We start from the raw sequence: 25,284 nt of genomic DNA, 5'->3' as shown, positions 1-25,284 counted from the left end.
AACCCGGCAGTTAAGCCCTCCTTCGCCGATGGTACTACGGAGGGTATTCGTGGGAGAGTAGGTCGCTGCCAGAATTAATTTAACAAAAAAGCTCCGTGCTCATGCACGGGGCTTTTTTGTTGGGAAGCTGCCGTAAGAACACCGGCTCGAAGTGCGACATAAACATGTCGCGGGAAGCGGTGGCGAAGCGGTTGTAGGGGCCGCAGGAGCACCCTCTCCGTCGCTCCCGAATGCTTGCATCGGGAGACCAGTGGCTTCTAATTTAGTCTGTGATCGGTTTTGGTTTTAACAATTGCTTCCCAACCGCTTCCCGGAGGACAAAGGCCTGCAGCTTCACCATTGTTAATGCTAAGTCAGCGCTGCCATATGCGTCAATTGCAAGAAAACATTTATATCTTTTCCACTGCTTCCTTTATACGCCTCATGCCCTCTTCGATATATTCGTAGGATCTGCAGTAGGCTATTCTGATATGTCCGGGGCTGCCGAATACCTCGCCCGGTACGGTAGAGACTCCTGCTTCTTCAAGCAGCCATGAGCAGAATTTGAATCCATCCATACCTAATGATGAGATTTTCGGAAATGCATAGAATGCACCTGAAGGGATTACATGTTCGAAACCTTTGGTCCTGCTTAGCCATTTCATAACCATGTCCCTGCGTCGTTTGTATTCCAGAACCATTGTCTTTACATCTTTGTCTGCATGCTTAAACGCTTCTGTAACACCAGCCTGAGCAAACGAGGTCGCACATGTGGTTAGATTCTGGTGGCATTTATTGGCAAATGGTCTCATCTGTTCAGGGCACACTATCCAACCGACACGCCAGCCTGTCATTGACCATGTTTTTGAAGCTGCTGAAATTGTTACAGTGCGTTCGGCCATTCCGGGCAGGCTTGCAATACTTATATGATCTCCTTCATAAAGAAATTTTTCATAGCATTCATCCGAAATGACCCAGAGGTTGTGTTTTATAGCAAGGCTTGCAATTTCTTCAAGATCCTGTCTTGTGAGCACAGCACCGCTTGGGTTATTGGGGGTATTCAGGAGCAGTACTTTACTTTTGTTAGAGATGGAGTTTTCGAGGTCAGCAACTTTTAAACGGAATTCATTTTCTATTGTTGTATGAGCTTTTACTAAAACACCGTTTGCGAGTGCGATCTGGTCTGCGTATGCAGGGAAGTAAGGTGCTGGAACAATTACCTCGTCACCTGGTTCAAGCATTGTAAGGAATGCTGCTGTAAGTGCCTCTATTGCACCTGATGTGATAACAATGTTTTTGTCCGGGTCTATTTGCATGCTGTTATCTTTGAGATATTTGTCTGCCACGGCTTCGCGCAGCTTGTGTGTGCCGGCCATATCTGTATAGTGCACATCTCCGTTGTTCAATGCAGTAATTGCAGCATTTTTTGCACATTGAGGAGAATCAAAATCCGGTCTGCCTATTTCCATGTGTATTATGTTTCTGCCCTGATTTTCCAATTCGTCAGCTCGTCCCAGAATTTCACGTATACCGCCCGACATCTGGATCGACGACATGCGGCTGTTAGGGAATGCCATATTTGTCATCACAGATCACCTCGTTTTTGATTTCTTTTTTATCTTTGATGAAAGAGCTGGTGACTTCGAATTTTCTTCTTCGTGTCTTATCGATTCCAACATTCTTCGTTCAACATTATCAAGATGGTCCTTCATTGCTTTTGCTGCCCTGTCCGGCATTTTAAGCTTTACGGAGTTAAGTATTTCTCTATGTTCTTTAAGAGCTTCGTTTATGACCTCTCCCAGCGTATTACTCAATGCAAGATACAACGATACTTTATAGCCAAGCTGACCTATAAACTCTTCGTAGATTCTGTTGCCGGATGTCTGGGCCAGATAGTTGTGAAACATTCGGTCGATAGAGGCGACAAGAAGGTTATCCTGAGTTCTCATGGCTTCTTCTTCATTCCAGATTAAGTGCTCAAGCCTTCCGATGTCTTCTTTTGTTGCCTTTGTTGCTGCTTCTTCTACAGAGGCTATTTCAAGAAGTTTACGTGCGGCAAGTGTGTCTTTGAGTTGATCCGGTGAAATTTCAGGAATACGAAGGGTTCTGTCTCTGCCTTTTGTTAGATATCCCTCAACCATAAGCTGAGTAAGAGCTTTTCTTAAAGGAGTTCTGCTGACCTGGAATATTTCTGAAAGATTTTCTTCACGCAGTGCAGTCCCAGGGCGGAGTTCTCCCCGGAGTATCCTGTTCTTAAGTGTAAAATAAACAGTATCAGCAAGATTTGATGTCTTATTGGTCATTGCTTATCTCCTTCATCAGCTATAGGCAGAGTTAAAGGTGCTTCGAGAATCACAGAGAATGTCATCTTACTATTCTTTATTAATAGTGAACTTACCGCATCATCAAGGTTATTGTAAAGGTTGAGTCCGCTCAAATTTGTAATATCGCTGGAAAAATGGCTTTTACTAACAAAAGACAGAGAGGCTTTTCTTCGTACGCAATATGTCGCATAAGCCGCGGCTGCCGCTAGTCCCACTGCATTATGCTGTTTTTTGTGTTTGAGTATATCTTCTTCAGCAGAGCACATAAGTTCCGCATATTTTATGTGAGGTCCAATACCCTCATTTAATGATGCTGTAACGATAATATGTCCTCCTGGGGCGACAATGTTTTCTGCTGCATATAGGGCTTTTCCCGCTTGCCAGAGATCTGCATCCTCCGGCCATGCCTGGGCAATTACAACATCTGCAATTGGCATTTTAACAGACATAATTGATTTTGCTTTAATAATTGCAGTTTTATGAGTTTCCAGAGGTTCTCCTAGAATAATATCACTTAATTTGCCGTTTCCGTCACAGACGCACTGTATGAGAAAAGAAAGCCCTGCCTTTTTTGCCGCTGCCATTATCTCTTCCATTGCAAGATTGTTCTCATTTCCGAGGCATATCGAATTGTCATAATAAGGCATCCAGTGTGTCTGCGAAACAGATTCAGGTCCGCTGACACCAGGAAGTATAATTTTACCGCCGCCTGACCAGCCGCAGAAACGGTGAGGAAATACGCTCCCAATACCGATGATAATTTGATAGCCAGACAAAATCGGATTTACCTCTATTGGGATTCCAGAAGGGGTGCAGCCTATTTTTGTAAGATCAATATTCCAATCATGACTAATCCATTTCACCTTACCCCAGAGCGTATTTCCTATTTTTTTAAAAGCTTCATTTTCTGATACTATTCTGTGAGTTCCAGTCGCAAATAATATCATTTGGTTTTCTTGCTTTACTCCTGCTAAGACAAGAAATTCAGATAGAATGGGCAATATTCGTGATGTTGGTGTCGGTCTGGTTGCATCATCGCAGATTATTAAAACTTTTCCTGATTGGCCGGCAAGTTTTTTCATCTTTTGAGCATGAGAAGAACTTGCCAGCTTTTCTGTAATGTATTCTTCAATATTTTGAAGTTTATTGAATTGAGGTTTCTCTGCGATCTTTAGTAATTGCCCTGGAGGTATATGAGCATGCCACTCTTCTGTGCTGCTTGTTAAACAGAAGGATGAGGACACTCTCATTTTATATTACCTCAGCATCCATACCAGAGACATGCTTATTGATGGAATATATGTAAATAAAAGGAGACATGATATCATTACCAATATAAATGGTCCTACTGCTTTTGAGAGTCTAACCATATTTACTCCTGAGACAGCGGATGCAACAAAAAGATTTGCTCCGTAGGGAGGTGTTACAAAACCTGTCGCAAGAGCAACTGTCATAACAAGTCCAAAGTGTACGGGATCAATTCCTATCTTTGTAACTATTGGAAGAAGTATAGGAGTAAGAATTATCATAGAAGAAATATTGTCCACAAAACATCCTACTGTTAATAGCAGGATATTTATAATTAACAATATCATTGCCGGACTTGAAGAAAGAGAAAGCATCCATTCGCAGATCCGCGCCGGTACCTGCTCCATCGCAAGGAATGCGGCGAAAGACATGGAAAGGCCGATCATAAAAGTTGTTGCTCCGTTTACAAGTGCTGCATCCTTAAAAGCATCGTAAATTGTATTGAAGTCAAGTTCTTTATAAACGTACTTACCTATGAAAAGTGCATATACAGATGCAACGACTGCTGCTTCTGTAGGAGTAAATATCCCGCCGTAGATCCCCCCGAGGATGATGACAGGGACCATAAGGGCCCACCAAGCTTCTTTAAATGCATGTCCAATAGCAACATTCTTCTCAGCACGAGGATATTTCTTCTTCTTGGCTATCCTATATGACAAGGCCATTAGCGATAGACCAATGACTATGCCCGGTATGATTCCTGAAACGAACATTTCTCCTACAGAAACCCCCGAGACAACGCCGTAAATCACAAAAGGGATAGAAGGTGGGATGATTACGCCTATAGAGCCCGCTACTGCTGTCAGTGCTGCTGCAAAATCATCGTCGTATTTTTTTGCCTTCATGGCAGGAATCATAAAAGACCCTATTGCGGATACTGTTGCCGGTCCTGAACCTGAAATAGCCGCAAAAAACATACATGCAGTTACTGTTACCATTGCAAGTCCGCCTATTACTGCGCCTACCATTGCGTTCGCAAGAGTTACCAGCCTTTTTGAAATTCCGCCATAGCTCATAAGAGAACCTGCAAGCATAAAGAAAGGAATAGCCAGCAAAGGGAAAGAGTCCAGAGCTGCAAAAGCATTCTGCGCGATCATAATAAGAGGAACCGAATCCGTATAGACGAGAGTCAGTGCCGTTGCAAAACCGAGCGAGATCCCTATCGGAAGTGACAGGGCAAGAAGAATTGTCATAGAACCGAAAAGCACAAAAATCTCCATGTTATACAACCTCCTTCTTGCTCATGGAGCTAAAAATCTTAAACATCTCGGAAATAAGTCTTATTGACATCAATGTGCATCCAACAGGTACTGATGCATATGCATAGGCCATAGGGATACGCATTGCCGGTGAAACCTGCCCTCTCTGGAAAAGCAGGGCAGTAAGAGTACTGCCTTCAAATGCCAGAAACACGCTAAATCCGAGCCACAGTGACAGCGCAAATAATTCAAACATTTTTTTTCTGAAGGGATCATGAATAAAATCCTGGATCAGTTCGATTCGGAGGTGGCGGTGCTCTTTGACTGCATAACTGGCTCCAACCCATATCTGCCATAGAAAAAGATAGCGAGCAAGTTCCTCACTCCACGATAGGGAGTTACTGAACACATAACGCATTACCACTTGAATGAAAACAAGCCCAACTGATAACATCAAGCTATAGACCAGTAAATATTCTTCCATGTTGTTCCATAATTTTTTTAGCATTGAGTATCACCTCCGGTAATAATTAGGGGAGCCCGGCTAAAACCAGGCTCCCCTAAAAACACTTTAATGAAAATTTATTTCTTTTTTGCCAGATCGATGAGTTCCTGTCCGCCTTTGACGGATTTCGCGAATTCATTGTAGACACCAGCCGTTGCAGAGATGAAAGCCTTTTTCTGTTCCGGTGTTATGTCATTAACCTTCATTCCGCTCTTCTTCAAACTTTCTATCATATCCTTGTCCTGTTTGTCTGATATCTTACGCTGCTCTGTACGGTAAATCAAAGCTGCCTCCTGTATGACCTTCTGCAGGTCTTTGGGAAGCTTGTTAAACCAGCTGTCGTTTACGAGAAGAGCTGTAGCTGCATATACATGTCCGGAAAGAGAGCAGTACTTTTGAACTTCATAAAACTTTGAAGTGTAAATAAGAGGGATAGGGTTCTCTTGGGCATCTACGGTTTTCTGCTGCAGAGCTGTGTAAAGTTCGCCGAAACTCATAGGGGTAGGATTTGCTCCGAGAGCACGGAATGTTGCCATGTGAATTGGATTTTCCATAGTACGAATTTTAAGTCCGGCCAAATCAGAGGGTTTCGTGATCGGCCCCTTATTATTTGTTATCATGCGGAATCCATTCTCTGCGTAGGCAAGGTTTTTGATCCCAAGCGGTGGAAGAAGGGCGTTGAGCTTGTCGCCGAGTGGTCCGTCCAGAGCTTTATACACTTCCTTTTTGTTATTAAAGAGAAATGGAAGATCGAAGACTTGGAAACGTGGTTCAAAACCTGAAAGTACAGCTACAGCAGGTATTGTCATGTGGATCGTTCCAAGTCCGACTGCTTCTATAACCTGCCTGTCGCCGCCAAGCTGCCCATTAGGGTAGAGTTCTACAATGATCTGTCCATTAGAATGTTTTTCAACGTACGGCTTAAAGAACTTTTCTGCAGCTATGTGTGTTGACTGCGTCTCTGGAACGACATAAGCGAGTTTCATCTTAATGGGTGCTGCGTCAGCGCTTCCGATAAACGCAGCTGCTGCTGTTATAACAGCAAGAGCGCAAATGAATATCTTCTTCATAATCATGTTCCTCCCTTAATGTAGATAAATAAAAAAACAATTTCTGCATAATATAAATTAACCTGTATTAAATCAATCTGTTACAAAAACTGTGTTTTGTTGTTTAGGTCTGCTGTTGCCGGCTGCCCTCCCTTGAACACATATTTATGATTATTTGATTCTGGGTCCGTATTTGTTGAATAATAGGGTACAATATCTATTTTAAAAATTTACCAAAGATCCATTGCAGCAATAATATCATATTTTATTCCAAATGCAAGCTTATGGATACAGAAAATTAATATAGACAGTTTGAGATAATCCTTGTATTATGACCATTGTCTCAGTATTATGGGCATAATACAATTGGATACAAAGCTGCGTAATTTTCAGAATCCATGTTTTGATTATAATAATTATGTACTTATTGATATTTAACTAGTAAAGATTAACCTTTATATAGACTCAAGAGGTGATATTTATATGAAGATTGCGATTCTTGTGAAACAGGTTCCTGATTCAGATGAAATAAAAATGGATCCAGAAAAAGGAACAATGATAAGAGAAGGAGCAGGTAATATAGTCAATCCTCTTGATCTCAATGCACTTGAGGCGGGGCTTATTTTACGAAAAGAATACGGAGGGGAAGTATCTGTCCTTTCTATGGGGCCGCCGCAGGCAGATATTGCATTAAGAGAGGCACTTGCACTAGGGGCAGATCGTGCCTATCTCGTGTCAGACAGGTATTTTGCCGGAGCAGACAGCTGGGCGACATCGCTGGTTCTTGCAAAAGCAATTGAAAAACTTGGTCCTTTCGATCTTATTCTTGCGGGGGAGAAGGCAACAGATGGAGAAACAGGGCAAGTTGGACCTGAAGTTGCTGCAATGCTGGATCTTCCGTTTGCAACGTATGTAAGTTCTATTGTAGTTTGCGATAGTGGCATTAAAGTCAGACGTACCATAGAAGAAGGCTATCAAACTCAGCATCTCGTATTTCCGTGCCTAGTTACAGTGCTGAACGATATAAATGAACCGGGAATGCCAACTTTGAGCCTCAAAAAAAAAGCGCGCCGCGCTGAAATACAAATATTTAGCTCTCAAGAACTGGGTATTGCTAAAGAAGAAGTTGGACTGGCAGGATCTCCAACCAGAGTTGTGAAAATTTACCATCCTAAAATTTCAAGACAGACAGAATTTTACGGCGGAAGAGAAATTGATAAAGGCCTTGACCAAGTAGTAGAAATTCTCCGTGATCTGGCTGTATTGTAGGAGGTGCCTGGATGCTTAGAAATGCAACGGAATCAAAAGGAATATATGTCTGCGGAGAAGTCCGTAAGGGAAAGATCCATTCAGTGACAATGGAGCTAATAGGCAAGGCCAGAGAACTGGCAGATAAAAAAAATACCGAGGTTACGTGTATTCTTTTTTGCGGCGATATTATCGATCCGCCTGAAATATTGTTCTCATACGGTGCTGACCGGGTTTTTTTGATAAAGCATGAAAAACTTACATACTTTAATCAGGAAATTGCAGCAAAATTACTCAGTTTTATAATAATAAAATACATGCCTGAAATAGTTCTGGCTCCTGCAACATCAGAAGGCCGTACGTACCTTCCTGCAGTGGCTGCTATGGTTCATACTGGGCTCACCGCTGACTGTACAGGGCTCGATATAGACCCTGAAAATGGATTGCTGCTACAGACCCGGCCGGCCATAGGAGGGAATATCATGGCAACAATAAAGACACCGGAACATGTTCCTCAGATGTCTACTGTACGCCCCAAAACATTTCGTATACCAGCCCCTTCGAAATTTTACGGCGAGGTTATAATTCCTGATATTCCTGAAAATGTTTTTGAAAGTCGGATAAAAGTTCTGGATATGGAATATAACAGTGCGGATGAAGCGAATATACAGGATAAGGAGATAATTATTTCGGGTGGAAAAGGACTAAAAAGACCGGAAAACTTTTCTTTAATACGTGAACTTGCAGAACTGCTGGGAGGCGGAGTCGGTGCGTCACGTCCTACAGTAGAGGCAAAATGGATATCATATCCCCATCAAGTAGGCCTTTCCGGGAAAGTTGTCTCTCCCAAGTTTTATCTTGCCGCAGGTATTTCCGGAGCGGTTCAGCACCTGGCGGGAATGCAAACCGCAAATAAAATTGTTGCTGTAAATAAAGATCCGGATGCTCCCATTTTTCGGGTAGCAGATGTTGCTCTATGCGGGGAAATAAATGATATTCTTCCTAGACTCATTGCGCGTATTCGTAAGGAGATGAAAATATGAAAGCAAATTTTTCCTATACTCCTGTCACCGAATCGACAGTTAATGACCTGATTTCTATTTTTGGGAAATCAGGTGTTTCTGTCGATAAGGAAAAAATTGATGCTTATTCAAAAGATGAAGTCGCTCTTCACCTATGGGATAAAAAATACAGTGCAGAGGTCGTTTGTTTTGGAGAAACAACAGAACAGATATCGGCTCTTATGAAATATGCAAATGAGCATCGTATTCCTGTGACTCCGCGTGGGGCAGGTACCGGTCTATCAGGAGGTGCTGTTCCTGCATGTAAAGGAATTGAACTTTCACTGGAAAGAATGAATCATATCCTTGATTTTGATGAGGAAAATTTAACTATTACTGTTGAACCCGGCGTTGTTACGGCCGAAATTAACAAAGCAGCAACGGATCATCATCTTCTTTACGCCGGTGATCCATGCAGCGGCGATGCTTCTTTTATCGGCGGGAATGTTGCAGAGAACGCGGGAGGGAATAAAGTTATTAAATATGGTGCTACCGGCAGCCATGTACTTGGAATGGAGGTAGTGCTACCCGACGGATCAGTGACGTGGTTTGGGGGAAAACGCCGAAAAGATGTTACCGGCTATGATTTTGTGCATCTAATGGTTGGTTCGGAAGGAACGCTTGGTATAGTAACAAAAATTATTTTGAGACTTCTTCCTCTCTCCTCATTTGTAGTGGATCTTCTTGTTCCATTTCCTGACATCCCTACTGCACTAGCCGCTGTTCCAAAGGTCATGACACTTGGAAAGGCGATACCAAGTTCAATTGAATTTATGGACAAGCCGTCTATGCTTCTTACTGAAAAATATCTCCAGACGAAGTTCCCATATACCAGCGAAGCCAAGGCACATATCATATTTCAGTATGAGGGGAACAACAGAGACCATCTTGCAGATGAAATAGAGCGTATTGGAGATATCTGCATGGAGAGCGGTGCTCTTGAGGTTTTTGTCGCCGACAACAGAACTACGAGGGATAAGCTTTGGAAAGGACGTAAAAGTGTAGCTGAGGCGGTATGGGCGTTTGCTCCTGTTCAGCTTGCCAATGAGGATGTTGTTGTTCCAACTGGCAGTATTCCGGATTTTATGGATCAACTGGAGCTTATTTGCCGCAGGCATAGTGTTGATTATGCTGCTTATGGGCATCTGGGGGACGGAAATATGCATGTTACACTTTACATCGAAAAAGATACCCCTGATTGGCATTCAATTATTGAAGGCGCCCGACTTGAAGTTTATGAGGTTGTAAAAAAACTTGAAGGAACTCTTACCGGAGAACACGGTGTTGGCCTCAAGAGGCTGAAATACGTCCCATCATTTCTTGATGAAGCCCAGATTGACCTCATTCGCAGAGTAAAACTTGCTTTTGATCCCAACAACATACTTAATCCAGGGAAAATTGTTCCTTGGGAATAATAACGTCAACCTGGTTTTTATGGAATTAATGATCACCACAATGTTATATATTTACAAAGCAATTGAGGCATAGGGCAGATGATGACGACGTGCCCTCCCATCGTTATCCCGTTATGAAGTCGATCGGGAGAACACCGTTTTCCGTAAGGAGAACATTTTTTAATAATCCTAAGTGCTCGAACCATTTCGAGCGCGTTTCGAGATCCGGGATCCATGGGCTTTGTTTTTAACAATTGCTTCCCAACCGCTTCCCAATTGCTTCCCGCAGGACAAAGGCCTGCAGTTTCACCATTGTTATTGCTAAGTCAGTGCCGCTATAAACCCCAATTGCACTATTTGAGACGGGGGCGGCACCTAGCCAGCAGATACGCATCAATAAATTCGCCATCGTCAGACATTGCCCAGTCTTTGACTGTGCCCTCGACTTTGAATCCCATAGATTTGCATAGCTTGAGGGCGTTGAGGTTGTCTGTAGAGATCTCCACCTCGACCCTTTCGATCATAAGTTCCTTGTCGGCAAGTTCAAGGGCTGCCATCATCAGGGCCTTTCCAAGTCCCTGCCTCTGCCATTTTGCTCCCATCATTATTTCGAGAGTTGCCTGTCTTCTCAGAAAAATTTGATGATCTACCTTGAGCAGAACTACTCCGCAAAATTCTACCGGTTTGACCTCGGTTTCGAGAACAAGAACGTGATCATGGGGGGTCAGGTTTTTGATAAGTTTTTCGGCATCAGTGAATCCAGCCTGTGAAATGTTCATGCTTTTCCTTACAGACCTGTCAGAGCTGATCTCACTGATATGCCTGGCGTCCTCTAATGTTACCGGTCTGATGATCATCGTAGCGAATCTCCTTTTTTGTTTATCCGTCCCATGAAGTATTCATCAACGAATCTTCCGTCTTTGACTGCGGCATTCTTTCTTGTCGCTTCTATTTTAAATCCAAATTTTTTATAAAGATTTATTGCCGGCGTATTATCTGTTAATACAAGCAGCTCGATCCTGCGCAGGAATAGTTTTTCGTCAGCTTCATCTAACAGTCTTTTCATAAGGGCCGTCCCTATTCCTTTTTCCTGATAGTAAGGAGCGACCATAATCGCGAGCATAGCGCTATGCCTTCTTTTGAAACATTTGTTTTTGACAATTACAGCCATGCCAGCTATTTCATCCTTTTTTTCAACAGCAACGAAAGCCCGGTCATCGTCTGATAACGATTTTATAAAATTGACTGTAACATCAAGCCTTTCGCTTGTAACAGCAAGAATTCCTTCTCTGACTCCGTCAAGTCTTCTGATGCGTGAAATTTGTTCTGCGTCTTCAATAGCAATTGGTCTGATCTGCAAGATGGCACCTCCGTGCTGATTATTACATTTTTACGTCCAGGTTATATTTTACCTCAGGGAGGCTGATTTTTGATAGGCATTCCTACCTTGACACATTATGACAATTGACTATAGTTTATAACTGTTACAAATTAAGATAAATATCACACGGAGGTGCTCTACTTATGAAGATAGGAAAAAAGATGGAAAAAAGCATTAATTCCCAGATACAGGCGGAGTTTGATTCCTCATATCTTTACCTTTCCATGGCTGCATGGTTTGAAGATGCAGATCTTCCCGGATGCGCCCACTGGATGGAAAAACAGGCTGCAGAAGAGTGGGAGCACGGAATGAAGTTCTACAAATACCTTGTCTCACGCGGAGGACGTGTTGTCCTTGGTCCTATAGCTGCCCCCAAGAAAGAGTGGAAAGACGCGGAAGATGTCTTCACAGAAGTACTTGCTCACGAAGAAAAAGTTACTTCACTGATCGATGCAATGGTAGAACTTTCTGAGAAAGAAAAAGACCACGCCACCAGAAGCATGCTTAACTGGTTCGTTGACGAACAGGTCGAAGAAGAAGAGCACGCCACTGAGATAGTCGCCAGACTCAAAAATTCCGGCAACTCACCGATAGCATGCCACATGCTTGACAGGGATCTTGGGAGCAGATAAAAACAAATTGTTATAAAAGGATCCTTTGATAAGCTACAATATGTAAAGTTGCAAATTTTCTGCCCCGGGAGGATGGACCATGGATAATCAGCTAGACATGAAAGCGCTGTTCAGCATAACTTACGGTATGTATATTGTAAGTACTGAAGCAGAGGGCAAGCTCAATGGACAAATTGCAAACGCAGTGATGCAGATAACAGGCGACCCTGTGTGCGTCACTACATGCCTTAACAAGGCCAACCTCACCACAGAAATGATCCAGAAGAGCGGTTTCTTCGCGGTTTCAATCCTTGAACTGGACGTGCCCATGACGTTTCTTGGGCAGTTTGGCTTTAAATCAGGACGTGACATTGACAAGTTTGAGAACGTCAATTTTCTTAAAGGCATAACAGGAGCTCCAATGGTCACAGACTGGTCTGTCTCTACTCTTGAAGCTAAAGTTATCCGTACGCTTGAGCTTGATACTCATGTGCTTTTTGTCGGTAACGTGGTGGCTTCGAAGTTTATCAAAGAAGCGACTCCGCTTACTTATGCTGACTACCACCAGATCAAAAAGGGAAAATCCCCGAAAACAGCTCCGACATTCGGATTCAACACCATCAAATAAATATGCTCAGCATCCTTTATGGCGAAATGGCTCTTGCCAGCAGCCGCCGGATATTCGAAAAGATATACGCTGATTACAATAAGCGGGTCTATGTTTCACCGGACCCGCTTCAGTTTTTGTACGATTATGAAAAGATCCGTGACAGGGAAGTAGTCGGATTGATAGCTTCTTCACTTGCGTATGGAAGGGTCGCACAGATACTCAAAAGCGTGGGCAGGGTGCTTGATTGCCTGGGTGATGCGCCTGCTGAATTTCTTAAAAAAGTAGAGAGGAAAGATCTGGAAGAGAAGCTGGAAGGATTCGTCCACCGTTTTACGGACTCTTCCGACATGGTCGACTTTCTTTGCTGTATAGGTAACGTACTTAATACTTATGGTTCAGTCGAAAATCTTTTCCTTTCACACTACAAAGGAGAGACCTGGCAGGCGATGCGGGGTTTTACTAAGAGCTTCCTGGATTGCGGAGGCAGGGGCGCCACGTTTATGGTGCCGGATCCTGCTAAGGGCAGCGCCTGTAAGAGACTGGCGCTCTATCTCAGATGGATGGTCCGTTCCGACGATGTCGACCCCGGAGGCTGGAATAAAATTGATCCGGGAGCGTTGCTGATACCTCTTGATACTCATATGTTCAACATTTGCACCACACTGGGGCTTTGCAGCAGAAAAAGTGCTGACGGCCGTTCAGCGATAGAGATCACGGAAGCATTCAAACGCGTTTGCCCGGAAGACCCCGTCCGTTATGATTTTGCTCTGACTCGATTTGGTATCAGAAGCGACATGAAGTTAGAAGAGCTCTTCATCAACTGGGACAGGATCGAATAGATCGATCCCGGTTTTTTCACCCCCGATAGTTGTTATCTTCCTTCGACGTCGATGCTTAGCTTAATGGTGGTAAAATCTGTTAAGTCACGATAGGGGGTATATCAAATGTCAAATGATGTTTTTAATGAACTGCTCGCAAAAGTTTACAGCTCCATCGATGAACAAAAAGAACACGCTTTCTCTGTAAGCGATGACATAGCTGCGCATCCCGAACTGAGCGGAGAAGAGTTCCGCACGGCCGGTATATTCTGCGAATGGCTCAAAAACGATGGGTTTGATGTCGAAATGCCATACTGCGGAATGGAGACGGCATTTATTGCAAAAAAAGGATCAGGGAAACCCCGCGTTGCAATCCTGGTCGAGACGGACGCATTGCCTGAGGTCGGGCACGGGTGCGGACATAACCTGAGCGGCACTATGTCTGTGTTTGCAGGAACAGCCCTTTTTAAAGTAATGGATGAAATAAATGGTGAACTTCTTGTGATAGGGACTCCCGCAGAGGAGACGTGGGGAGCAAAATGCCAGATGGCCGATCTGGGTGTTATGGATGACATCGACCTTGCTATAATGATACACTGTACCTCCCATAAAAACCTGGTCTCAATGACGACCCCGGCGCTCCAGGGCTGGAATATAACTTTTAAAGGAGTAGCATCCCATGCGGCGGCTGCCCCGTGGGATGGAAGGAATGCATTCAACGGAGCCAGGCTCTTCTTCGATGCCATGGACATGATGAGGCAGCATGTAAGGCCCGAAATCAGGATGCACGGTATTTTAAAAGAGTGCGGAACAGCTGTGAATACAGTCCCTGAGAAGGCTGTCATTCATCTGGAACTCAGGGCTCCCGACAGAAGGGATCTTGAGAAGATAACCGAGAGGGTAAAAAAATGCGCAGAGGGCGCATCAGCTGCCACTGAAACAGAGATGGCTTTCGAGAAGAATTTTACAAGTTTTGACAATTCGCTGGAACTTTCCTCTCTTGAGAGTATAGTGCAGTCAGGTTTTGACAGTGTTGGTCTTCAGACTTCTGAAAAGGAATCCCCCGGAGGGGCTTCCGACATGGGGGACATAAGCTGGCGCTGCCCTGCGATACAGCCGCTTCTTTCAATAGTAGACAGGCAGGTCCCTCTGCACACTGCGGAGTTCGAAGCAGCGACCAGGACCGAATTGGGTCACCAGAGGCTTGCAGCAGGAGCAAAGGTGATCGCCTATACTGCGTTGAAGATATTGCTGGATGAGAAAGCTCGAAAGGATGTAAAAGAGGAATTTTTACGTAAGAAAAACGGATGAAAAAAAGAAACAAAATGCTATACTCACGAAAAGAGATAAGGGAGGCGACGGCATGACATCTATCCTGCCATACTGGGATCAGAATATTGAACTTGACATTGTGCCGTGGATACCCTACGGGAAAGATTACAGTCCTGTGACTGTAAACAGCATGCTCAGCCCGCTCCTTGGGAGCGTAGCGGGGCTTGCATTTGAAATGCAGAGTGAATTTCTCTATCTGAGGAGTTTTCAAAGCGGGAACGTAGGCACCATGGTCAGGCAAAACATCATAGACCCGATCCGCAACAAGGGGATCGAGTTTGGGTTTACCATGGTTTTTACATACTCAGAGAAGATAGAGACATCTATGATCCCGCTTATAAAGGAATACCCCGGCCTGAGGGCCGGCCTGACCCTATGCGGGATATGGAGCTCTGATGTCCTTGTGGACGAATGCAAGGTGCTCGTCCTTGTCAGCGAAGATCCCTTCTTTGACGAGGGGGCGTTTTTCAAATCACTTCAGAAGTCTTTCCAGAGCATTTCGGGGAGAGAGCGCTCTAACATCTCATTCTTCGCGGAAAAATTTGGCTACAGGAGATTTTCCATTTCCTACGAGACCGATAACCTGACGCAGATGAGGATAACCCAGGCTCTGTTTGACCTGGAGCTTGACGAGACAAGGGAACTTATCGGCCCCGCCCCTGAGATGAAGCTTCCGCTGCTGCCGGGGATCAGGTAATTTCGGTTTTTAGTTAAGAACTGATATCAGGAAACTTAACATAATAATGGCCGGCAGGAATATATTTTTTCCTGCCGGCCATTTATTTTATTTACCCGGAAGAGTTCCTTTATTTCTGATACCAGGGGAATTTTTCAGCCATGCCGGTCCTTCGGGGGATGCCCTTGGAGGTCTGGGAGACTTTGTTCCAGATCAAAAAGAATCTTTTCATGTCACCGAGGGTGTATGGATGCAGGCGGGGTGATGAAAGGCCAAGAGCACTCCATTTGTTTCCGACAAGCTCCAGTTCCTCCGTTACCTTCGGCCCCTTGAAAGCGATTGCCTTCCCCTTTATCCTTACAAAGGGCGCAAGATATTCCGCAAGTATCCCTGAAGCGCAAACTGCCCTTGCTGCTGCAACATGGAATTTTTCACGCTCCTCTTTTGCGTACTCTTCCGACCTTCTGCAGACTACAGTTACGTTTTTCAGTCCCATTGCGATAGCGATTTTTTCGACCAGCGCGCATTTGCGCGTTATGCTGTCCAAAAGGGTCAGATGAAGTCCGGGGCGGCATATGGCCCATACCATTCCGGGCAGGCCGCCGCCTGTGCCGACGTCTATCACTCTGCCCTCGTATGGAAGATAGGGCAGCGCTGATGCGCAGTCCATAACATGTGAACTCCAGAGCTTCTCTTCATCGGAAGGTCCTGTAAGGCGAGCGAGCTCATTGGCTGCAGAAAGCAGTGAGACATATTTTCTCAGTTTTTCTTCATTTTCTCTGACTTCTGCTTCTACTGTTTCTGTAAAATTTTCAGTTTCCAAGAAAAAACCTCCCATTAACGGGATAATATCTATATATACCAGTGTATAATAACGCAATAAGCAAAATGACGGGAGGCCAAATTGTGGAATCCTTTGAAAAGGGAACCAAAAGACGTGAAGGAGTAATCAATATTATTGATCTCCATGGGACCTGGAGAGAGATGGGAAGACAGTACGGCTCCCTGATGGCTTCTGAAATGAAGCACATCTACGAAATAGCCATAGTCAAGAAGCTTGTAAATGAATACGGGCTCGATATTGAAAACATGAAAGTCCGTGCCGGCAAATTCTACGCGAATTATCCCTTCAGGTTCAAGGAGATCCTCAGGGGGATGTCTGAAACGTCCGGAATGAGTCTGGAGCAGATCCAGCTGGTCAACGCAGTAGAGCTTCTTGCAGCTACAGCTCAGAATCTTCCTCAGTGTACAGGCATAGCGGCCTGGGGCGATTACGTAAGCGAGACACTGGTCTACGGCCGCAATTATGACTATTTCCCCTGGTTCAAAGAATTCAGCCATGACATTGTTATTGCCTGTTACCATCCGGCTGACGGATCGCTTGCCACTGCCACAATGGGTTATGCCGGCGAGATCTACGTAGTCAACGGTATGAATGAGAAGGGGATATACCTTGAACTGAACAACGGAATGCCGTCCGGCGGAGCCCTGTGGTATGACAGCAGGGTGCCTTCAGTTGCAGCCCTTTTCCAGTTCCTTCTTGACGGCGCATCTCTGGATGAGATAGAGAGCTTTTTCCAGACGACAAAGGCAAATTTTGCATACATAATAGGAGTTTCAGACGGACAGACAGCAAGATGCTATGAGTGGCCCGTTTTTGAGGTCAAAAGACGCGAATCCCATTCCCGTCACGGACTTACAGTTCTCAGCAACCATTTTACTGAGTTTTCATGGGGACTCCCGAGGCCGGAAGACAAGACGAACTGGCTTACAAGGTCAAGGAGGCAGAACCTGCTGACCCTCGCAAAACACTTCAAAGGGACTATAGACAGCAAAACAATGATGAAGATGATGGATACCAGAATAGAGGACCTTGGTGCGACTACGGATATGACCGTATATCAGATGGTAGTTGTTCCGGAGCGCTTTCAGGTTTGGTTCAAGATCCCTGATACGCAGGAATGGACAGAGATAGACATGAAGGCCATCCTGAACCCCCGTGACGAATAAGCCCGGGAAAAGCAACCATAATAGCAAGAATATATGATTTAAAGAAGCTGGTACCCGTCGTAAAGTAATAAGCCCGGGATCGGCTTCTTTCTTTTTTTCCTCTTGCACATGCACATTTTTTGTATGAACAGGTTTCAGATAAGAGATCCTTGGAAAAATCAAACAGTTGATCAATGATATTTGGAGGGAAAATATACATGGCCAGGTACTACATCGGTTTTGACTGCGGGACAATGGGAACGAAGACGGCTATCTACAGGGAGGACTCTGTCAGGATGGCCGAGGCGTACAGAGAAAACATAATTTCTTATCCTCACCCCGGAAGGGCTGAGATGGATCCGCGCGGTTTTGTAAGAAATGTAGAGGAAGGGGTAATGGAGTGCCTTCACAAATCAGGCGTAAACCCAAATGAGATAAGGGGTATCTCTGCCAGCGGGATAATATGCGGCATTGTAGGCATAAATGAAAACTGGGAACCTGTTACGCCCTTTGTCCCCTATCTGGACAACCGGGCCAGAGTAGAGGCTGAGTGGATAAAGGCCAACGTCAAGCCTGTGTGGCTCCAGGAGAGCGGCAACTGCATAGTGGACGAATTCATGCCCCCTATCATACTCAGGTGGTTTCTCAACCATTACACAGGGTTTAGGGAAAAGGCTGTTAAAGTACTGAACAACGGACCATTTGTCCTTGGGACACTTGCAGGACTGAAAGCGTCGGAGGCTTTCCTTGACTGGGCGACGATGTCCGGCTGGCTGATCGGATATGATGCACATGCAAGGAACTGGTCGCCGAAACAGATGAAGGCGCTTGGCATCCCTATGGAGATCCTGCCTAAGATAGTCAGGCCCTGGGATGTAGTGGGATTCCTCTGCCCAGAAGAGGCAGAAAAAATGGGACTTCCTCCGGGGATCCCGATAGTCGCCGGAGCCGGTGACACAATGCAGTCAGCGCTTGCTTCCGGCCTGATCGAACCGGGACTCAGTACAGACGTCGCTGGAACTGCCTCGATATTTGCCGTGGCCGTGGATGATATGGTGGAAAGGATATCACTTTCACCGGGCATGATGTTTGCAACCGGAACACTTGAAGATTCATATTTCTACTGGAGCATGATCAGGGCAGGAGGCCTGTCTCTTCGGTGGTTCAGGGACAATGTCGCGGGATGCCCGGGAGATCCCTCATTTTATTCTGAGATGGACGCGCTTGCCGGGGAGATCCCTCCCGGTTCGAGGGGAGTGCTTTTTTACCCCTATCTGCAAGGAGCGGGTCCCGATATGCCCGGAGCATGCGGTGCTTTTTTGGGACTCTACGGTTCCAGTGACAGAGCGGCAATGTGGCGGTCGATACTTGAAGCCATTGCTTTTGAATATGCCCAGATGATACAGGTATACAGGGAGTGCGGTATCCCGATCAAAGAGATAATCGGTACTGAGGGAGGGAGCAAGAGCCCTCTCTGGACGCAGATCAAGGCAGACATCCTTGGAGGGGCCTACAATATCCCTACGAGAAGCGAGGGCGGCCTCATGGCTGATGTTGCAGTAGCTGCATACGGGGTCGGGGACATCCAGAACCTCAAAAAAACGATGAAAGAATGGATCACATTCAGAGGCCGTTTTGAGACCGATCCCAAAAACTTTAAAATTTATCAGGACGTGTTTGCAATAAGACAGTCCATTCTGGGTTCTTCAATAAAGGATACATTTGCCGGACTGGAAAAGATAAGGAAGATCCTGGGACAGTAGACAAAAAAGCAGGGACCCTGAAATTTTCGGGTCCCTGCTTTTAAAAATGTGCAATGTCCGTAACGGTGCTCAGCAAATCATTGCTTTTAAATCGGGGCTGATCTCCATCTCCATAGGAGTATTGCTCCGCAGTTCATTCGTATCCACACCATCTGCGATCTCTTCAAGCACCATCCTGCCGTTTATGTTTCTTATCAGACAGTATTCGGTGACTATTACATCAACAACTCCGTGCCCAGTAAGAGGCAGTGTGCATTTCTTGAGAAGCTTTGAAGTTCCGTTCTTTTCAAAATGGCGGGTTGCCACGTAGACCTTCTTTGCACCGGCAACTATGTCCATTGCTCCTCCCATGCCCGGAGTGCGGACGTTTGGTATGGTCCAGTTTGCAAGGCTGCCTTCTTCGTCTACCTGCAGAGCTCCGAGTACTGTGGCGTCGATATGTCCGCCGCGAAGGATGCCGAAGCTGACATCAGATGATACGAAGGATCCGCCCGGCAGAACGGATATCGGTGCTCCCCCCGCGTCTATGATCCTGAGATCGTTCGGGTCTTTGGCAGGTCCTGCGTAGATTGTCCCGTTTTCGGTCTGGAGGAAGATGTTTACTCCATCAGGCATGAAGTTGGGGATGAGCTGCGGTATGCCTATACCCAGGTTTACCAGGGCACCGTCTTCTAGGTCGGCGGCTATCCTGCCGGCGATCCTTTCACGGGCTTCTTTTTCGTTAAGTTCTGGCAGCATAGCTGTTTCTTCCTTTCAGCACGAGCGCATCAATGAAGATACCTGGCGTTACAACGTTGTTCGGGTCGATCTCTCCGATGGGGACGACCTCGTCTACCTCTGCAATGACCATGTCAGCTGCTGTAGCCATCACAGGGTTGAAGTTTCTGCCTGTTCCGTAATAGATCAGGTTGCCCGCTTCATCGGCCTTGTATGCCCTTATGAAGGAGATATCGGCTTTCAAGGGACGTTCGAGGATGAATTTCCTGCCGTCAAGTTCAACAGTCTGCCTGTTTTTCTCATACGCGGTATCCACCCCTGTCGGTGTGAGGAAACCTCCGAGCCCGGCGCCGCCGGTCCTGATCCTTTCCACAAGAGTTCCCATCGGGGTGAGTTCGATATCGATCTCTCCCTTTGCGAACATTTCCTGTGCGACCGCGTTGAGTCCCATATGAGATATGACCATGGAGCTTACCTGCCTGTTGACTATAAGCCTCGCGACTCCCACAGGTCCCGGTACTTTGGGGTTGCAGTGGCTGGCGTCCACGCAAATTACCCTGATGTTGCCAGTCCCCTGATCGTGCAGCGCATCGATGACAGTGTAGGGCACTCCGCCGTAGTTGAATCCGCCGAACATTACCGTGGTGCCTTCTCTTACCTTGCCTGCCGCCTCTTCCGGGGTTATTATTGGTTTGATAAAAGGTTTGGTCATCTTTACAGCTGCACTCCTCTCTATTTTAGAAAGATTAGGAGAGAGTTTCATGGCAACAATATATAATGTCAAGTAGGCACTGTAATATTGAAAATTTTTCAACTTTTCACGGAGGCGGTCAACTTGTCCCAAAGAGATAAATTGCTGAAAATGATAGAAGAACTTGTTTCTATTCCCAGCGTTACAGAGAGTAAAAATGAAAGTTTGCCCGGTATATGGATCAAGGAAAGGCTTGAAAAACTCCCTTATTTCATAGAAAAAAAAGACCATCTCATATGGATGGAAACACCGCTGGAAGGGTCTGACGAAAAGCTGCATTCATTGGTGGCAAGGGTAGATGCCTCCGTCCCAACGGACAGGACTGTCATTCTGATCGGTCATTATGATGTAGTTGGTGTAAGTGTATACGGTGACACTGCCAGAGATGCCTTTAGTGTGAACAAAATGACAAAACTCCTAAATATTTATGACGAGGATGTAATTTACGGCCGCGGAACGATGGACATGAAGTGCGGGATTGCTCTGGAGCTTGATATTATAGAGGAATTTGCAGCAAACAGGGGAATGTTTGACGTAAACATAGTTGCTGCGTTCGTGGGGGACGAAGAGAATGCTTCAGCCGGCATGAGAGGTGTCCTCCCTGTGCTTTATAAGATGAAAGAGGAAGGTGCTGATTTCCTGACAGTCATTAATACGGAGCCTGGTGAGGCGGGGTATTCGGGCGAAAGCGGACCGGCAGTATTCCTTGGCACACTGGGAAAGATAATGCCGAGCTTCTACGTTAGAGGACGCGCTTCGCATGTTGGCAACTATTACAGTGGTTTTTCATCGGCACTTGCTGTTTCGAGGATAGTTTCATACGCTGAGGGAAATCCGCATTTTGCAGATCCTCTAAATGGAAAATGTGAGCCTTCATGGATATGCCTCGACATGGGAGTGATCAAAAAAGGCTACAGCGTGACAGTGTCGGACAGGGCATTCGCCTACTTCAACTGTTTTACTGCGACGAACACGCCGGCAAATGTCATTGATCAGATGAAAATCATTGCCGGATATGCCCTCGATCAGACAATGGCACAGCTCACGGAGTCATACAGGAATCTTCTCGCGATGGGCTGCGAAGGCAAAAGCTTCAATGTTCCGCGTGCAAAGGTATACACTTTGGAAGAGATAACAGAAATTGCTCGTAAAAATTACGGCGAAGGATTTGACGAAGAGCTTGCTTCGTATATTAAAGATCTTCCCCCTGGTGACATGAGGGAGAGGGGACTTGCGGCAGTCGACAGGATAGCGGACATGTCGGGAGCTGATGGGCCTTATGCGATATGCTTTTTCCTGCCTCCATGGCTGCCTGTGCGAACGGACTTTACCGGAGAGGACCGAGATATGCAGACTGTTGCGGCAGCACGCAGCGTAAAGAATCATCTAAGTGAGAAATACGGGATCGAGATGAGGGAGGTTGAACTCTTCGCGGGACTTTGCGACCTGAGTTATGTGGGAGCTAAAGTTTCGTCCGACGACCTCGAAGCACTCGAGAAAAACATGCCGGGCTGGGGAGAGATATACAGTATCCCTTTAAAGGAGATGCAGTCACTGGGACTTCCCGTGATCAACCTGGGACCCAGCGGAGAAGATGCGCACAAGAAAACTGAGAGGCTAAGGCTTGGCTATTCGCTCGACATACTTCCCGAACTGCTTCGCTTTGCTGTAAGGAAGATATCAGAGACCGTTAAGTGAGCAATGCCTCCGTGCGGGGTTATGCATGGAGGCTGTTGGATGATTTACCTGTGCTTTATGGTAGAATCACATTAATGGCTAATGATATCCGAAATTTACCCTTGTCCCGCACGTAAAGCATTTGACAGGACCTATTTAAAAGAGGCTGTGGAATTCACAAAAGGGCATAAAAAATGTCCTGCATCAAAAAAGGAGAAGGATCTATAAATGCTGGATGAAGAGGTTCGAATACGTCCTGCCGAACCGGAAGAAGCGGAGCTTCTTTCAGATGTTGCATGGCGCTCGAAGGAGTACTGGGAATACCCGGTAGAGAAGATGAGTCACTTCCGCGATTTTCTGACTATAACAGATGACTTCATTGAAAAAAATCCTACGTACCTTGCAGAAAACGAAGAGACCGGAGAGATAATAGGTTTTTATTCCATAGAGCTCCTCGATGATTTCAAATGGTGGATCAGGCATCTCTGGGTAGTACCGGAGCGCATTGGTACAGGTGTGGGCGGAGAACTCTTCCTGCATGCCTGTGAAATAGCCGAGACCGTAGGCGCAGATGAACTGAACATCATTGCAGACCCAAATGTAGAAGAATTCTATCTCCATATGGGCGCGGAAAAAATAGGGGAAAAAACACAAAAAACCGGCGGTGTTGACAGGAAATTGCCGGTACTCCTGATCAGGCTGCACTGATCCATGTTTTACAGCTGGCAGAACGATGCGGTAGAAGCAATAGGAAAAAAGAGCGCGATACTGTCTGCGCCCACAGGAAGCGGCAAAACCTGGGTCGCTTATGTCTGGGCAGGACTGATGGATCCGTCCGGTGAAACTTCCGAACCTTCGGGAAGAGTAATTTTTACAGCCCCTATAAAGGCTCTCTCCAATGAACGTTATATGGAATTGAGGTCAATGGGTTTTGATGCGGGGCTTGAAACCGGAGATTTCAAAAAGAACGCCGGAGCCCAGGTACTCTGCTGTACGCAGGAGATATACACCCTCAAGTATGCCCACATTACCGGGCAAAAAGTGATAGTGGACGAATTTCATTTCATCTTCAATGATCCTGACAGAACAAGAGCATACATAGACGGACTGAGGTCGACGTCCTTTGACAGCGACATCCTTGTCATGTCCGCCACATTCGGAAACCCTGACGTGATAAGGAAATATCTTGAAGAGACGGCCATGCGTGATTTCGTTCTTTTTGAAACGGACAAAAGGGTAACAGACCTCATCTTTTGCAGGAACGGCTTGCGTTTTTCAAAAATACACGATGCACTGGTCTTTGTTTTTTCAAAAAAAGGAGCGGAGTGGCTTGCGGCTCAGATATCAAGGTACCGCCAGAAAATCAGCAGGAGTCAGAGAGCCAGGCTGAGGGAGATAGCGGAGATACTTGATGTGGGATATGTTCCGGATATTATGCTCAGAGGTGTTGGAATATATGTCGGTTCCTTTCTGCCAAAAGAAAAATTACTTGTGGAAATGGCTTTCAGGGAGAGGATACTGGACGTGGTTGTAGGTACTGACGCCCTTTCTCTTGGGGTCAATCTTCCTGCTGAAACCGTTGTATTCGGTCAGATGGCAAAGTTTATTGACGGACCCCTGACAAAAAATGAATTTCTGCAGATGGCAGGCCGCGCAGGAAGAAAAGGGTTTTTCAACCCCGGATATGTCACTTATATACCAAGGAGCAAGTGCGAACACCACGATTACGACACAGGTCTCTTATACCTTGAAACCCTCGAAATGCCTTGTGAAGAGGCAGGTATAATGCTCCAGCCTGCTGTAGGAAAACTCCTCAAACAGGAAGTCACGATAGAAGAAGAGGCAAAGATGGTAGCGGAATTTTCCCTGCCCAGGCGACGATACAAAGAGGTCGTCGAAGAGGTGGAAGAACTCCTGAGGAACATAAGGAGGATGCTTAACAATATTAAAGACCAGAAACTCAGAAAAAGTGTACGCAAGATCCTTGCGGACATCTGGAGCGATGAGATGGAAGCTGAGTACAACATAGCTATCGCAGTGCTTTTTGCTGAGCAAAAGTCTCCTGAAGCAATGGATGCCGCAGATATAATGCGCAAGAGTGAGAGAAACTATCTGCAGGCACTTCTCAAAATCAAAAGGTTCGCCAACAGGCTGCCGGAAGGATACAGTTTTTCTCATATGGGCCAGATAGACTATGTAGTAAACCAGATAGACGCTTCTGTTTTTGGATTTGAAGAAAAGATACACCAGATAAAATTGACAGAGGAAACATGGGAGACCAAATAACAGAACATCGTCACTTAAGCCCCCGTAAAACTACTTTAATAAAAATCATTTAATTTTCGATATATGATATCCCCCTATATTTCCACTTCAAAGAGCAACATTCCACAAATAGCTGTCTTTATGACAACATAAACAAAATAAATTTTCAATTAGAGAATGTGTTATTGAAACTTTCGCAAATCACAAGAGATAATCCATAAACAAACAGTAAAATTTAGCCGATATATAAAACTTATGGTTATTTATCTTCTTTTAAAATACCAACAATAGCGAAAAAATGCACAAACATATATCTATGGTTTCGATAATAAATAAGAAGAATCATCATTTTTCAAGCAATATGATTATATGTATTATATGAATGTTCAGCTTTTCTACTTGTATTAAGCAAAAGTATTTTTGTCTGAGAGGCTGAGATCTGTATCAAAAGCAGCATCTGTTTTTTTACCCCTGTTGGGGCAGGCGCAAATTGTTTTTTATAATTGAAGACTTCATGTTAAGGAAGTCAACAAGCACAAGGAGGGAGAGAGGGCATGGAACTGATACAGAAACACCCGATACTTGAGTTCCATCACGGCAAGGAAGTAACGTTCACATTTGACGGCA

Annotated in this window: 25 protein-coding genes; 14 read left to right on the top strand and 11 right to left on the bottom strand. The window is 45.3% G+C overall.

The annotated features are described in order from the left end of the window. Positions 1 to 389 precede the first annotated feature (389 nt). The 6 genes from CVV54_10105 to CVV54_10080 form a co-directional block, all read right to left on the bottom strand. Entirely contained in the window at positions 390 to 1,568 is a 1,179-nt protein-coding gene (locus tag CVV54_10105; GenBank protein PKL03570.1) for a hypothetical protein, read from the bottom strand. A 3-nt stretch (positions 1,569 to 1,571) separates the two neighbouring features. Beyond that, positions 1,572 to 2,282: a hypothetical protein gene (locus CVV54_10100; GenBank protein PKL03569.1), complete on the bottom strand. Its 711-nt coding sequence runs from the start codon at positions 2,280 to 2,282 to the stop codon at positions 1,572 to 1,574. After that, a complete protein-coding gene (locus tag CVV54_10095) occupies positions 2,279 to 3,553 on the bottom strand; it encodes a hypothetical protein (GenBank protein ID PKL03568.1) in 1,275 nt (424 codons plus the stop codon). The genes CVV54_10100 and CVV54_10095 overlap by 4 nt, the downstream gene beginning before the upstream one ends. Positions 3,554 to 3,559: 6 nt before the next feature. Further along, positions 3,560 to 4,831, bottom strand: coding sequence for a C4-dicarboxylate ABC transporter permease (locus tag CVV54_10090; GenBank protein PKL03567.1), 1,272 nt, complete (start codon positions 4,829 to 4,831; stop codon positions 3,560 to 3,562). 1 nt (position 4,832) lies between these two features. Continuing rightward, a complete protein-coding gene (locus tag CVV54_10085) occupies positions 4,833 to 5,318 on the bottom strand; it encodes a TRAP transporter small permease (protein PKL03566.1) in 486 nt (161 codons plus the stop codon). Positions 5,319 to 5,392: 74 nt separating this feature from the next. Then, complete coding sequence (locus CVV54_10080; GenBank protein PKL03565.1) at positions 5,393 to 6,385, bottom strand: C4-dicarboxylate ABC transporter substrate-binding protein; 993 nt, start codon at positions 6,383 to 6,385, stop codon at positions 5,393 to 5,395. A 462-nt stretch (positions 6,386 to 6,847) separates the two neighbouring features. Between CVV54_10080 and CVV54_10075 the strand changes: the two genes are divergently transcribed. Genes CVV54_10075 through CVV54_10065 form a run of 3 tightly spaced genes read left to right on the top strand, consistent with a single transcriptional unit; the run spans position 6,848 to position 10,088 of the window. Then, positions 6,848 to 7,633, top strand: a complete 786-nt coding sequence (locus CVV54_10075; protein ID PKL03564.1) for an electron transfer flavoprotein subunit beta — start codon at positions 6,848 to 6,850, stop codon at positions 7,631 to 7,633. An 11-nt stretch (positions 7,634 to 7,644) separates the two neighbouring features. Continuing rightward, positions 7,645 to 8,655 carry an electron transfer flavoprotein subunit alpha gene (locus CVV54_10070; GenBank protein PKL03563.1) on the top strand — a complete coding sequence of 337 codons (1,011 nt, stop codon included), beginning with the start codon at positions 7,645 to 7,647 and terminating at the stop codon, positions 8,653 to 8,655. Then, the gene (locus tag CVV54_10065) at positions 8,652 to 10,088 is read left to right on the top strand and encodes an FAD-binding oxidoreductase (GenBank protein ID PKL03562.1); all 1,437 of its coding nucleotides are present in this window, start codon (positions 8,652 to 8,654) and stop codon (positions 10,086 to 10,088) included. Before CVV54_10070 ends, CVV54_10065 begins: the two co-directional genes overlap by 4 nt. Positions 10,089 to 10,420: 332 nt before the next feature. Here the strand turns inward: CVV54_10065 and CVV54_10060 are convergent, their stop codons facing one another. Together CVV54_10060 and CVV54_10055 are read right to left on the bottom strand one after the other, a co-directional pair. Then, positions 10,421 to 10,924, bottom strand: coding sequence for a GNAT family N-acetyltransferase (locus tag CVV54_10060; GenBank protein ID PKL03561.1), 504 nt, complete (start codon positions 10,922 to 10,924; stop codon positions 10,421 to 10,423). Next, entirely contained in the window at positions 10,921 to 11,427 is a 507-nt protein-coding gene (locus tag CVV54_10055; protein ID PKL03560.1) for a GNAT family N-acetyltransferase, read from the bottom strand. The genes CVV54_10060 and CVV54_10055 overlap by 4 nt, the downstream gene beginning before the upstream one ends. A 164-nt stretch (positions 11,428 to 11,591) precedes the next feature. Between CVV54_10055 and CVV54_10050 the strand changes: the two genes are divergently transcribed. The 5 genes from CVV54_10050 (at position 11,592) to CVV54_10030 (ending at position 15,516) form a co-directional block, all read left to right on the top strand. Continuing rightward, positions 11,592 to 12,080, top strand: a complete 489-nt coding sequence (locus CVV54_10050; protein ID PKL03559.1) for a ferritin — start codon at positions 11,592 to 11,594, stop codon at positions 12,078 to 12,080. Positions 12,081 to 12,159: 79 nt separating this feature from the next. After that, positions 12,160 to 12,687, top strand: a complete 528-nt coding sequence (locus CVV54_10045; GenBank protein PKL03558.1) for a flavin reductase — start codon at positions 12,160 to 12,162, stop codon at positions 12,685 to 12,687. A 26-nt stretch (positions 12,688 to 12,713) separates the two neighbouring features. Further along, complete coding sequence (locus tag CVV54_10040) at positions 12,714 to 13,508, top strand: TIGR02757 family protein (protein ID PKL03572.1); 795 nt, start codon at positions 12,714 to 12,716, stop codon at positions 13,506 to 13,508. Between the two features lie 105 nt (positions 13,509 to 13,613). After that, positions 13,614 to 14,798: an amidohydrolase gene (locus CVV54_10035; protein PKL03557.1), complete on the top strand. Its 1,185-nt coding sequence runs from the start codon at positions 13,614 to 13,616 to the stop codon at positions 14,796 to 14,798. 52 nt (positions 14,799 to 14,850) lie between these two features. Beyond that, positions 14,851 to 15,516 carry a hypothetical protein gene (locus CVV54_10030; protein PKL03556.1) on the top strand — a complete coding sequence of 222 codons (666 nt, stop codon included), beginning with the start codon at positions 14,851 to 14,853 and terminating at the stop codon, positions 15,514 to 15,516. Positions 15,517 to 15,625: 109 nt separating this feature from the next. Here CVV54_10030 and rsmG read toward each other — a convergent pair whose 3' ends face one another. Next, complete coding sequence (rsmG, locus tag CVV54_10025; protein PKL03555.1) at positions 15,626 to 16,333, bottom strand: 16S rRNA (guanine(527)-N(7))-methyltransferase RsmG; 708 nt, start codon at positions 16,331 to 16,333, stop codon at positions 15,626 to 15,628. Between the two features lie 68 nt (positions 16,334 to 16,401). Between rsmG and CVV54_10020 the strand changes: the two genes are divergently transcribed. Next, positions 16,402 to 17,505, top strand: a complete 1,104-nt coding sequence (locus tag CVV54_10020; GenBank protein PKL03554.1) for a hypothetical protein — start codon at positions 16,402 to 16,404, stop codon at positions 17,503 to 17,505. A gap of 197 nt (positions 17,506 to 17,702) precedes the next feature. Next, positions 17,703 to 19,247 carry a carbohydrate kinase gene (locus CVV54_10015; GenBank protein ID PKL03553.1) on the top strand — a complete coding sequence of 515 codons (1,545 nt, stop codon included), beginning with the start codon at positions 17,703 to 17,705 and terminating at the stop codon, positions 19,245 to 19,247. A 69-nt stretch (positions 19,248 to 19,316) separates the two neighbouring features. Here the strand turns inward: CVV54_10015 and CVV54_10010 are convergent, their stop codons facing one another. Next, positions 19,317 to 19,985, bottom strand: a complete 669-nt coding sequence (locus CVV54_10010; protein PKL03552.1) for a succinyl-CoA--3-ketoacid-CoA transferase — start codon at positions 19,983 to 19,985, stop codon at positions 19,317 to 19,319. After that, a complete protein-coding gene (locus tag CVV54_10005) occupies positions 19,969 to 20,676 on the bottom strand; it encodes a branched-chain amino acid dehydrogenase (GenBank protein ID PKL03551.1) in 708 nt (235 codons plus the stop codon). The genes CVV54_10010 and CVV54_10005 overlap by 17 nt, the downstream gene beginning before the upstream one ends. Positions 20,677 to 20,799: 123 nt before the next feature. Between CVV54_10005 and CVV54_10000 the strand changes: the two genes are divergently transcribed. The 4 genes from CVV54_10000 to CVV54_09985 all read left to right on the top strand — a co-directional run. Next, positions 20,800 to 22,413, top strand: coding sequence for a hypothetical protein (locus CVV54_10000; protein PKL03550.1), 1,614 nt, complete (start codon positions 20,800 to 20,802; stop codon positions 22,411 to 22,413). A 207-nt stretch (positions 22,414 to 22,620) separates the two neighbouring features. After that, a complete protein-coding gene (locus tag CVV54_09995) occupies positions 22,621 to 23,100 on the top strand; it encodes an N-acetyltransferase (GenBank protein PKL03549.1) in 480 nt (159 codons plus the stop codon). Positions 23,101 to 23,103: 3 nt separating this feature from the next. Next, positions 23,104 to 24,678 (top strand): DEAD/DEAH box helicase, encoded by a 1,575-nt coding sequence (locus CVV54_09990; protein ID PKL03548.1) that lies wholly within the window; start codon positions 23,104 to 23,106, stop codon positions 24,676 to 24,678. Positions 24,679 to 25,211: 533 nt separating this feature from the next. Beyond that, on the top strand, positions 25,212 to 25,284 hold a 73-nt coding region (locus CVV54_09985), incomplete at its 3' end, for a pyridine nucleotide-disulfide oxidoreductase (protein PKL03571.1).

It is taken from the genome of Synergistetes bacterium HGW-Synergistetes-1 (assembly GCA_002839185.1).
In the GTDB taxonomy this organism is placed as follows: Bacteria; Synergistota; Synergistia; order Synergistales; family Synergistaceae; genus Caenicola.
This window is presented reverse-complemented; position numbering and strand designations above follow the sequence as displayed.